The 10,559-nt window shown below is 70.3% G+C and carries 10 protein-coding genes; 5 read left to right on the top strand and 5 right to left on the bottom strand.

Translation table 11 applies throughout. The annotated features are described in order from the left end of the window. Positions 1-257: 257 nt before the first annotated feature. Complete coding sequence (locus ACQKIP_RS14495) at positions 258-2,474, bottom strand: DEAD/DEAH box helicase (protein ID WP_365860493.1); 2,217 nt, start codon at positions 2,472-2,474, stop codon at positions 258-260. A gap of 463 nt (positions 2,475-2,937) precedes the next feature. Between ACQKIP_RS14495 and ACQKIP_RS14490 the strand changes: the two genes are divergently transcribed. Continuing rightward, entirely contained in the window at positions 2,938-3,675 is a 738-nt protein-coding gene (locus ACQKIP_RS14490; protein ID WP_361181710.1) for a ferritin-like fold-containing protein, read from the top strand. Between the two features lie 249 nt (positions 3,676-3,924). On the opposite strand, the gene ACQKIP_RS14485 is transcribed toward ACQKIP_RS14490, so the two are convergent. The 4 genes from ACQKIP_RS14485 to ACQKIP_RS14470 form a co-directional block, all read right to left on the bottom strand. Next, entirely contained in the window at positions 3,925-4,197 is a 273-nt protein-coding gene (locus ACQKIP_RS14485; protein ID WP_365860494.1) for a hypothetical protein, read from the bottom strand. Between the two features lie 187 nt (positions 4,198-4,384). Then, on the bottom strand, positions 4,385-4,612 hold the full coding sequence (locus ACQKIP_RS14480) for a DUF3107 domain-containing protein (RefSeq protein WP_055565193.1): 228 nt from the start codon (positions 4,610-4,612) through the stop codon (positions 4,385-4,387). A 156-nt stretch (positions 4,613-4,768) separates the two neighbouring features. Then, positions 4,769-5,410, bottom strand: coding sequence for a TetR/AcrR family transcriptional regulator (locus tag ACQKIP_RS14475; RefSeq protein ID WP_365860495.1), 642 nt, complete (start codon positions 5,408-5,410; stop codon positions 4,769-4,771). 144 nt (positions 5,411-5,554) lie between these two features. Further along, positions 5,555-5,779: a hypothetical protein gene (locus ACQKIP_RS14470; RefSeq protein ID WP_365860496.1), complete on the bottom strand. Its 225-nt coding sequence runs from the start codon at positions 5,777-5,779 to the stop codon at positions 5,555-5,557. 278 nt (positions 5,780-6,057) lie between these two features. On the opposite strand from ACQKIP_RS14470, the gene ACQKIP_RS14465 reads away from it, so the two are divergent. The 4 genes from ACQKIP_RS14465 to ACQKIP_RS14450 all read left to right on the top strand — a co-directional run bounded on the left by ACQKIP_RS14465 (position 6,058) and on the right by ACQKIP_RS14450 (position 10,511). Beyond that, a complete protein-coding gene (locus ACQKIP_RS14465) occupies positions 6,058-7,047 on the top strand; it encodes an alpha/beta fold hydrolase (RefSeq protein WP_365860497.1) in 990 nt (329 codons plus the stop codon). An 8-nt stretch (positions 7,048-7,055) separates the two neighbouring features. Next, positions 7,056-8,438 carry a DUF3152 domain-containing protein gene (locus tag ACQKIP_RS14460; RefSeq protein ID WP_365860498.1) on the top strand — a complete coding sequence of 461 codons (1,383 nt, stop codon included), beginning with the start codon at positions 7,056-7,058 and terminating at the stop codon, positions 8,436-8,438. A 101-nt stretch (positions 8,439-8,539) separates the two neighbouring features. After that, complete coding sequence (locus tag ACQKIP_RS14455) at positions 8,540-8,632, top strand: Ms4533A family Cys-rich leader peptide (RefSeq protein WP_344520500.1); 93 nt, start codon at positions 8,540-8,542, stop codon at positions 8,630-8,632. A gap of 148 nt (positions 8,633-8,780) precedes the next feature. Further along, positions 8,781-10,511: an ABC transporter substrate-binding protein gene (locus tag ACQKIP_RS14450; protein ID WP_365860499.1), complete on the top strand. Its 1,731-nt coding sequence runs from the start codon at positions 8,781-8,783 to the stop codon at positions 10,509-10,511. The last annotated feature ends 48 nt before the right edge of the window (positions 10,512-10,559 follow it).

Genomic DNA, 10,559 nt, shown 5'->3' with positions numbered 1-10,559 from the left:
GCTTTGCTTACCACCAACCGGGCGCTGCGCGCCGCACGTCTCCCACCCACCCACCCGTTTACCCCGTGGCCTGATCGACCGACGGGCGTGAGGTGTTGGGCGTTTTGCTTTCCGCTGACCCGTCTCCCAGCCCTCGCCCAGTCAGACGGCTGCAGGGACGGGCGGGTGGAGAGCCGGTTGTGGGAGGGGACGCAGAAGGCCCGGCGCCTCCGTCAGGGGAGGGCCGGGCCTTCTGGCGTCAGGCCTTGGCGGAGCGCTTAGCTCTCCTCCGCCGGAGCAGCCGCCGCCTTGCGCGTGCGGCGGCGGGGCTTGGTGACCGTGGGCTCCTCTTCGGTGACCGCCGGGGCTGCCGCCGCGGCCTTGCGGGTACGGCGACGAGGCTTGGTCTCCTCCGTGGGCTGAGCCGGGATCTCCGCCTCGACGACCGGCGCCGCTGCCTTGCGGGTGCGGCGCGGCTTCGTGGCTGCCGGGGCTTCCGCCTCGACCGCCTCGACGGTGTCGACCACGGCTTCCGCTGCCTTACGCGTGCGGCGGCGGGGCTTGGTGGCGGGGGCCTCCGCCTCGAGGGCTTCGGTCACCTCCACGACCGGCTCCGCTGCCTTGCGGGTGCGGCGCGGCTTCGTGGCTGCCGGGGCCTTCGCCTCGACCGCCTCGACCGTGTCGGCCACGGCCTCCGCAGCCTTGCGCGTGCGGCGGCGGGGCTTGGTCTCCGTCGCGGTGGCCTCGGCTGCCTCGACGACCGGCTCCGCGGTCTTGCGGGTGCGGCGCGGCTTCGTGGCCGCCGGGGCTTCCGCCTCGACCGCCTCGACGGTGTCGACCACGGCCTCCGCTGCCTTGCGGGTGCGGCGGCGGGGCTTGGTGGCGGGGGCCTCCGCCTCGGGGGTCTCGGGAGCCTCGGGGGCTTCGGTCACCTCGGCCACCGGCTCCGCTGCCTTGCGGGTGCGGCGGCGCGGCTTCGTGGCGGGGGCCTCGGCCTCGGGCGCCGGCGTCTCCACCGCCTCGACGGTGTCGGCCACGGCCTCCGCTGCCTCCGAGCCGCTGCGCGTCCGGCGACGGCGGCGCGGCGTACGCGGCTCCGTCGGCTCGGCCACGGGAGCCGCCGCAGGGGCGGCAGCGGCCTCGGTCACCTGCGCGGCAGGCGTGGACGGCGTCTCCAGCGGCGTGCCCGAACGCGTGCGGCGGCGACGGCGCGGCGTACGCGCCGCACGCGGCTCGCGCTCCGGCTCGGCGGCGGCGCGACCCCGGTCGCGGCCACCGCGACCGCGCGGGCCGCCCTTGCCGCCCGTCTCGCCGAGGTCCTCGATCTCCTCGGCACGCAGGCCGGCACGGGTCCGCTCGGCACGGGGCAGAACGCCCTTCGTGCCCGCCGGGATGCTCAGCTCCTCGTACAGGTGAGGAGAGCTGGAGTACGTCTCGACCGGGTCGTTGAAGCCGAGGTTCAGCGCCTTGTTGATCAGCTGCCAGCGCGGGATGTCGTCCCAGTCGACCAGCGTGATCGCGATGCCCTTGGCGCCCGCGCGGCCGGTGCGGCCGATGCGGTGCAGGTAGGTCTTCTCGTCCTCGGGGGACTGGTAGTTGATGACGTGCGTGACGCCGCCGACGTCGATGCCGCGCGCGGCGACGTCCGTGCAGACGAGCACGTCCACCTTGCCGTTGCGGAACGCGCGCAGCGCCTGCTCGCGCGCGCCCTGGCCGAGGTCGCCGTGCACGGCGCCCGAGGCGAAGCCGCGCTTCTCGAGCTGCTCGGCGATGTCCGCGGCGGTCCGCTTCGTACGGCAGAAGATCATCGCGAGTCCGCGGCCCTCGGCCTGGAGGATGCGCGAGACCATCTCGGGCTTGTCCATGTTGTGCGCGCGGTACACGTGCTGCTTCGTGTTCGCGACGGTCTGGCCCTCGTCGTCCGGCGCGGTGGCGCGGATGTGCGTGGGCTGCGACATGTACCGGCGGGCGAGGCCGATGACCGCGCCCGGCATGGTCGCCGAGAACAGCATCGTCTGGCGCTTCACCGGCAGCATGTTGATGATCCGCTCGACGTCGGGCAGGAAGCCCAGGTCGAGCATCTCGTCGGCCTCGTCGAGGACCAGGCACTTGATGTGCTTGAGGTTGAGCTTCTTCTGGCCCGCGAGGTCGAGCAGTCGGCCGGGCGTGCCGACGACGATGTCGATGCCCTTCTTGAGGGCCTCGACCTGCGGCTCGTACGCACGGCCGCCGTATATGGCGAGGACGCGTACGTTCCGAGCCTTGCCGGCGGTCAGGAGGTCGTTGGTGACCTGCTGGCACAGCTCACGCGTGGGGACGACGATGAGCGCCTGCGGGGCGTCGGTCAGCTGCTCGGGCTTGGCCCGGCCCGCCTCGACGTCCGCGGGGACGGTGACGCGCTCGAGGAGCGGCAGTCCGAAGCCGAGCGTCTTGCCGGTGCCGGTCTTGGCCTGGCCGATGACGTCGGTCCCGGAGAGCGCGACGGGGAGCGTCATCTCCTGGATGGGGAAAGGGCTGGTGATGCCGACGGCCTCAAGGGCCTCGGCCGTCTCGGAAAGAATCCCGAGATCGCGGAAAGTCGTAGTCAGGGCATTGCCTCTTCTGTGAGACGCGGCCCGAGGCGAACGCTGGGGGTCGTGACCGTGCCACTACCGCCGGCTGCTTGGGGGGCGGGGCCGGGGGCGCGGGACCACTGCCTGCGCTCGAGCGCTCGTACCGCTGAGGTTCCCTCCTCGTGCCGTCCGCACTGTGCGGGCCGCCTGGAGGGCTGTCGGGTCGGAGCCGATCGGGCCTCCGACCGGGCATCCTCATTCGTACGGCCCGACGAATATTCGGCGGGCGCATTACCACTGTACCCCGGAATCTCGCAGCCGTGTCTGGCGAATTCGTCACGTAGTCGTCGTCACAGTCACTGACCAGGCCCTTACACGTTGCTGCGAGCGGGCTATTGTGCGGTTTATGGAGACGCCTGACACCGCCGCTGACACACCTGCCGAACCCACCGGAATCGCCGCCCTGGACTGGAAGGCCGCCGCCGACGAGCCGCACTACCGCGCCGCGGTCGTGGATCTGCTCGGAGCGCTCGCCTACGGAGAGCTCGCGGCGTTCGAGCGGCTCGCGGAGGACGCGAAGCTGGCGCCGACGCTCGGCGACAAGGCGGAGCTGGCGAAGATGGCGTCGGCGGAGTTTCACCACTTTGAGCAGTTGCGGGACCGGCTCTCGGCGATCGGCGCGGACGCGACCGAGGCGATGGAGCCCTTCGTGGCCGCGCTCGACGGCTTCCACCGCCAGACGGCGCCGTCCGACTGGCTGGAGGGCCTGGTCAAGGCGTACGTGGGTGACTCGATCGCCAGTGACTTCTACCGCGAGGTGGCGGCACGGCTCGACGTCGACACCCGGCGTCTGGTCCTCGGCGTGCTCGACGACACGGGGCACGCGAGCTTCGCCGTGGAGAAGGTGCGGGCCGCGATCGAGGCGGACCCGCGGGTGGGCGGCCGGCTCGCGCTGTGGGCCCGGCGCCTGATGGGGGAGGCGCTTTCGCAGTCGCAGCGGGTGGTCGCCGACCGGGACGCCCTGTCGACCATGCTGGTCGGGGGCGTTGCCGATGGGTTCGACCTTGCCGAGGTCGGGCGGATGTTCTCGCGGATCACTGAGGCGCACACGAAGCGGATGGCCGCGTTGGGGCTCGCCGCGTAGTCGCGGGGCTCCTGGGGGCAGGGGGCGCCGTTTTCCTGCGGGTGTGTTTTCTCCGCGGGTGCGTTGTGGCTTGTCGCGCAGTTCCCCGCGCCCCCTTCGGGGCGGGCAGCTTGTCTTCCTGTGCGGGTGCGTCGTGGCTGGTCGCGCAGTTCCCCGCGCCCCTTGCGGGGCGGCTGCATGTTCGTCTGTGCGGGTGCCTCGTGGCTTGGCGCGCAGTTCCTCGCGCCCCTTGCGGGGCGTTTCGGCTGCCTACGCCGTCGCTGAGCGACGGCGTACTCGGCTGCGGGTGGGGCGGAGCAGGAGTGAGAGCAGGGCTGCTGCCACGGCTACCGCGCCCGCGAGTGCGCCGGGGGCGTGGCCCGCGCCGAGGGCCATGTGGGCGACGATGGCGCCGATCACGCCGCCCGCCGCGCCGGTCGACAGGACCAGGCTGCGTGCGGGGAGCCGGTGGGCCAGCCGGTGGGCCGCGGCCCACGCCAGGGCGAAACCGAGCAGTGCAGCGCCGAGTGCTTCCAGAATCACAGGGTGTCCCTCCCTCGCGGCCAGGTGCAAAACGGTCGTAGCCGGTCTTACCCCCGGAGCCCGGAATGCAATCCTCCAGGTCCGCTCGACTCCGCCGCTCGGGGAGGGCGTCAACGCACGGGAACGGCCCGGTGGTTCGTAACCACCGGGCCGTTCCCGTGCTTCGTTCTGCGTGCAGCGCCCGGAACTACAGGGCGCTGAAGCCCACCTTGCGCGCGGTCGGCTCGCCGAGCTCGACGTACGCGAGGCGGTCGGCCGGAACCAGGACCTTGCGGCCGTGGTCGTCCACGAGGCTCAGCAGCGGCGACTTGCCGGTCAGCGCCTCGGACACCGCGTGCTCGACTTCCTCGGCGCTCTGGCCGCTCTCCAGCACGATCTCGCGGGGCGCGTACTGCACGCCGATCTTGACCTCCACGGCTTTGTCCCTCCGACGGTCAGTGATGTGCGCGGCCGTCCGCGCCGTACTCAGCACACATTAGCCCGGTGAAGCGATGCTTACGCTTCGCCGCTGCACGCCAGTAGCGAACAGGGATCGGGAACAGAATGCGGAAACGGGAAAGGCGAATCCCGGTCAGTGGCCGTCCACGCCGTGCAGCGGGAAGCCCGCGATGCCGCGCCAGGCCAGCGAGGTGAGCAGTTCCACCGCCTTCTCGCGCGGGACCGTGCTGCCGCTCGCGAGCCAGTACCTGGCGACGACCTGTGAGTAGCCGCCGAGGCCCACGGCGAGCAGCATCGCCTCGTCACGGGGCAGCCCCGTGTCCTCGGCGATGACCTCGCAGATCGCCTCCGCGCACTGGAGCGTCACCCGGTCCACGCGCTCGCGGACCGCGGCCTCGTTCGTCAGGTCGGACTCGAAGACCAGGCGGAAAGCGCCGCCCTCGTCCTCCACGTACGCGAAGTAGGCGTCCATCGTGGCCGCCACGCGCAGCTTGTTGTCCGACGTCGAGGCAAGTGCCGTACGGACGGACTGGAGCAGTGATTCGCAGTGCTGGTCGAGCAGGGCGAGGTACAGGTCGAGCTTGCCGGGGAAGTGCTGATACAGCACCGGCTTGCTGACTCCGGCCCGCTCGGCGATGTCGTCCATCGCCGCCGCGTGATACCCCTGCGCGACGAAGACCTCCTGCGCCGCGCCCAGCAACTGATTGCGTCGGGCACGACGCGGCAGGCGTGTGCCCCGCGGGCGCGCTGCCTCTGTCTGCTCGATGGCTGTCACGCCGCCTCCCATGATCGTGAATGTGCGGTGTGCGCCGCGCGGCCATCGTACTTTTCGGTAACCGTGATGTGCGCGGTACGAGCTGAGAATTTCACGGACTGGATGACCGAGAAAGCCGTGCGTAGCAGGGCAAACACGGGCAGCTCAGCGATAGTCGTCTTCGTCGATGCTGACGACGCGGGCCTGTTCGGCCAGGTCGGCCTCGTTGGCCGCGGCCGTGTCCGCGTCCCGCAAGGAGTCGTCCTCGCTCGGCGTGAGATCGGTCTGCTGCTCCGCGGCATCGGCTTCGGGTGCCTCGGCGCTCTGATCGGCGATTTCGGGGATGTCCCCGGCCTCGAAGGTCTCGGGGTCGGACGGATCGACGGTCATCGTGGCTCTCTTCCCTAGCGGACTAGTGGTGCGAGTGCCCGGTTCACCTTCTTCTATCTCTTCTTCCGGCTCTCGACTGCCTCTCTTCTACGAGCCTAGGAGACGGCAGGACCGGGCGCTACGCGATCTCTGTGCCGCCTCTGTGCGGTCCGCGTGCGATCTCCGTGCGATCTCCGTGTGATCCCCGTGCGCTCTCCGTGCGGTCTGCTTGCGACATCGGCTGGATCTGTGACTGCGAACACATGAACCACCGTGTGATCGTCTCGTAACATTGCCGCATGTCTTCGACCGATCTGCCGCACGTGATCGCCGCCTCCGTCGCGCCCAAACCGGGTGCCGTCGCGGTCGCGGAGGGCGAGCGGCTCGACTCGGTCGCCCTGCCGGGGCTCACGCTTTCCGTGCGGTCCAGGCCGTCGGTCCGCGAAGGACTGCCGCCCGCCGTGTTCGTGCACGGGCTCGGCGGCTCGTCGCAGAACTGGTCGGCCCTGATGCCGTTGCTCGAGGACGTCGTCGACTGTGCGGCGATCGACCTGCCGGGCTTCGGCGACTCGCCGCCGCCGGACGACGGCAACTATTCGGTCACCGGGCACGCGCGCGCGGTCATCCGTTATCTGGACGCGCGCGACGACGGTCCCGTGCATCTGATCGCCAACTCGCTTGGCGGCGCGATCGCCACCCGCGTGGCCGCCGTCCGCCCCGACCTGGTCCGCACCCTCACGCTCGTCTCGCCCGCGCTCCCGGAGCTCCGGGTGCAGCGCACGGCACTGCCGACCGGGCTGCTCGCGGTGCCCGGCGTGGCGAGCCTGTTCACCCGGCTCACCAAGGACTGGACGGCCGAGCAGCGGGTCAGCGGCGTCATGGCACTCTGTTACGGAGATCCGGGCCGGGTCTCCTCGGAGGGGTACAGCGCGGCCGTGCGGGAGATGGAGCGCAGGCTCGCCCTTCCGTACATGTGGGACGCGATGGCACGCTCGGCGCGTGGCATCGTGAACGCGTACACACTGGGCGGCCAGCAGGGTCTGTGGCGGCAGGCGGAGCGGGTGCTCGCGCCGACGCTGCTCGTCTACGGAGGCCGGGACCTGCTCGTCTCGTACCGTATGGCGCGCAAGGCCGCCGCCGCGTTCCGTGATTCACGGCTGCTCACCCTGCCGGACGCAGGACATGTGGCGATGATGGAGTATCCGGATACGGTGGCCACGGCATTCCGCGAACTGCTCGCGGACACGGACGAATTGCACGCATCCGGTCAGTCGGACGCAGGGAGCTGAGGCGGCGAGTGGGACGTCATAGCCGCCGGGGTTCGACCGACCTCGCAGACAACACGGGCAGCACGGACACCACCGACATAGCGTCATCGCAGGGCGTACGCACGCCGGGACCCGGCACGGGGCGCCGCAGGCGAGCCCCGGGAGACGGCGGCACGCCCCCGCACGGAGTCCCGCAGGCCACCCCGCCCCGCGGAGTTCCCCAGGCCACCCCGCCGCACGGCTCGCCGCACGTCCGCGGCGGGCATCCCGAGCAGCGTGAGCCGGGCGGCGGCTGGGGATCCGGGCCGCACACGGGTGCCCACCAAGTGCCCGGAGCGCGGACCGCGCCGCCCCGCATGCCGGGGCCCCGCCGTGAGTACGTGGACGCGTTCGGCGACGAGCACGGCGAGGACGCCCGCTTCAACAGCGGTGCGACACCATCAGTAAAGGGCGCGACGGTCGGCCCGCCCCGCGACCCGTACGCCTCCGTCACCGACTGGGGCCGCTCGGTCGACGAGGACGAGGAAGCGCACGGAAGGCTCTGGTCCGCCGCCGACGGTTCCGACGGGCCCGGCGACGGCGCGGACGACGAGGCCGCGGACGGCAAGCCGGGCGGCAGGGGCCGCACCTTCACCGGCATCGCCGCCGCTGCCGTCACCACTGTCCTCGCGGTCGTCGTGGCCGGTCAGGTGACCGACGGGCCGGCGGATTCCGCCCCCAAGACGCAGGCCGCGGAGGGCCAGGAGCAGCGCGCCGCGGGCGAGGACGCGTCCCGCTCGGACGACCGGCCCACGCCTCCGGAGTCCGCCCCGGCGACGTACGAGACGAAGATGGCCAAGAAGTATCCGCTGGACGCCAAGCTCACGGCGTCCGGCGACTTCGAGGCGATGGCAGGGTTCGACAAGGCGCCCGGCAAGGGGCAGAAGTTCCGCTACCGCGTGGACGTCGAGAAGGGCATGGGTCTGGACGGCGAGCTGTTCGCCTCTGCCGTGCAGAAGACCCTGAACGACGACCGGAGCTGGGCGCACGGCGGCGGCCGGACCTTCGAGCGGATCTCTTCGGGGAAGCCCGATTTCGTCATCACGCTCGCGAGCCCGGGGACGACCGGGAAGTGGTGCGCGAAGTCCGGTCTCGACACCCTCCAGCAGAACGTCTCCTGTGACTCCGCCGCCACGGACCGCGTCATGATCAACGCCTATCGGTGGGCGCAGGGCGCCAAGACCTACGGCGACCGCATCTACCCATACCGGCAGATGCTGATCAATCACGAGGTCGGTCACCGGCTCGGCTTCAACCACACGGACTGCACGAAGGACGGCCAGCTCGCGCCGGTCATGCAGCAGCAGACCAAGTTCCTCGACCACGACGGAATCAAGTGCAAGGCCAACCCCTGGGCGTTTCCCAAAAGTTGAGCTCAAGGACTGAGAAGGGCTGAGACAGAAGTGATCGGTATGCGGTCGCTTCTCGATCAGCAGCTTTGACATCCGCCCAAAGTTCGTTCATATTTCTCCGCATGTCGCCTCGTCACGCCTCCTCGCGCGCAGCCCTTGAGCTGGCGCTCTTCGGCGTGACCGCGCTCTGCGTGTCCGACATCCACTGTTGCTGACGCCCGCCCCTGGCGAGTGCGTCGCATTCTCATGACCTTTTCGCGGTCCTGACTTCTTCTCGGCGACCCCGGGGCGAGCTCTGCTCTTTTCCCTGCTGACTGCTGCCGTACGTCCGTGCGCGCAGCGCTCCCGAGAGGTCCCCGCATCATGCGCCAACCGTCCGTCATAGCCCGCCGCGTGGCAGCGGCATCCGTCAGCCTCGTCCTGGCAGCGGGCGCCGCCGCCTGCGCGGGCCCCGAGGACGCCGGGGACAAGGGCGCCGGGAGCGCCGGCGGCAAGCCCGCCAAGGGCGGCACGCTCACCGTCCTCAACAGCGACCCGCAGGTCGACTTCGACCCGGCGCGGCTCTACACCTCCGGCGGAGGCAATGTCCCCTCGCTCGTCTTCCGCACCCTGACCACCCGCAACCGCGAGGACGGCGCCAAGGGCTCGGAGGTCGTGCCGGACCTCGCCACGGACCTCGGCAAGTCGAGCAAGAACGCCACGGTGTGGACGTACACCCTCAAGAAGGGGCTCAAGTACGAGGACGGCTCGCCGATCACCTCCGCCGACATCAAGTACGGCATCGAGCGCTCCTTCGCCGGTGAACTCTCCGGCGGCGCGCCCTACTTGAGGGACTGGCTGATCGGCGGCGACAAGTACGCCGGGCCCTACAAGGACAAGAGCGGCAAGGGTCTTGAGTCGATCGGGACGCCCGACGAGCGGACCATCGTCTTCCATCTGAACAAGCCCGAGGGCGAGTTCCCCTATCTGGCGACGCAGACGCAGTTCACGCCCGTCCCCAAGAGCAAGGACAAGGGCACCAAGTACGAGGAGCACCCCATCTCCTCGGGCCCGTACAAGGTCGTCAAGAACGAGAACGACGGCGAGCGCCTCACCCTGGAGCGCAACCCGCACTGGTCGGCGAAGACCGACCCCGAGCGCAAGGCATACCCGGACAAGATCGACGTGCGGTCCGGCCTCAACTCGTCCGTGATCAACCAGCGGCTCTCGTCGGGCCAGGGCTCGGACGCCGCCGCCGTCACCACCGACACGAACCTCGGCCCCGCCGAACTCGCCAAGGTCACCGGCGACAAGGCGCTCGCCTCGCGCGTCGGCACCGGACACTTCGGATACACGAATTACCTCGCCTTCAACCCGAAGGTGAAGCCCTTCGACGACCCGAAGGTCCGCCAGGCGATCTCGTACGCCGTCGACCGCTCGTCCGTCGTCAACGCGGCGGGCGGCTCCTCGCTCGCCGAGCCCGCGACCACGTACCTGCCCGACCAGAAGTCCTTCGGATACACGAAGTACGACCACTTCCCTGCGGGCAAGTCCGGCAACCCGAAGAAGGCCAGGGAGCTGCTGAAGGAAGCCGGTCACAAGGACGGGCTCACCATCACCCTGACCCACTCCAACGCCAAGGACTTCGAGACGAGCCCGGAGATCGCCACGTCGATCCAGGACGCCCTGAAGAAGGCCGGCATCACCGTCAAGCTGCAAGGCCTTGAGGACAACGACTACTCGGACAAGATCCACAGCGCCAAGGACGAGCCCGGTCTCTTCCTCGCCCACTGGGGTGCCGACTGGCCCTCCGGCGGTCCCTTCCTCGCCCCGATCTTCGACGGCCGGCAGATCGTCGAGGACGGCGCCAACTTCAACACCGGCTTCCTGGACGACAAGTCCGTCAACGACGAGATCGACGAGATCAACAAGCTCACCGACCTCGACGCGGCCGCCAAGCGCTGGGGCGCCCTCGACAAGAAGATCGGCGAGCAGGCCCTGACCGTGCCGCTCTTCCACCCGGTCTACAAGCGGCTGTACGGCAAGGACGTCAAGAACATCGTGATCAGCGACTGGACGGGCGTCCTGGACGTCTCGCAGGTCGCGGTCAAGTAAGGGTCACCGGTCACATCACCATGAGCGAGGCCCTGTTGGCCCCGGAAG

Origin of the sequence: Streptomyces sp. NPDC059900, from assembly GCF_050270335.1 — a bacterium.
In the GTDB taxonomy this organism is placed as follows: domain Bacteria; phylum Actinomycetota; class Actinomycetes; order Streptomycetales; family Streptomycetaceae; genus Streptomyces.
This window is presented reverse-complemented; position numbering and strand designations above follow the sequence as displayed.

Excerpts from the sequence above, each read along its gene's own strand:
- ACQKIP_RS14455 (WP_344520500.1), top strand. The coding sequence starts at position 8,540 with ATGTCGCCTCGTCACGCCTCCTCGCGCGCAGCCCTTGAGCTGGCGCTC.
- ACQKIP_RS14465 (WP_365860497.1), top strand. The coding sequence starts at position 6,058 with ATGTCTTCGACCGATCTGCCGCACGTGATCGCCGCCTCCGTCGCGCCC.
- ACQKIP_RS14495 (WP_365860493.1), bottom strand. The coding sequence starts at position 2,474 with ATGACGCTCCCCGTCGCGCTCTCCGGGACCGACGTCATCGGCCAGGCC.
- ACQKIP_RS14470 (WP_365860496.1), bottom strand. The coding sequence starts at position 5,779 with ATGACCGTCGATCCGTCCGACCCCGAGACCTTCGAGGCCGGGGACATC.
- ACQKIP_RS14450 (WP_365860499.1), top strand. The coding sequence starts at position 8,781 with ATGCGCCAACCGTCCGTCATAGCCCGCCGCGTGGCAGCGGCATCCGTC.
- ACQKIP_RS14490 (WP_361181710.1), top strand. The coding sequence starts at position 2,938 with ATGGAGACGCCTGACACCGCCGCTGACACACCTGCCGAACCCACCGGA.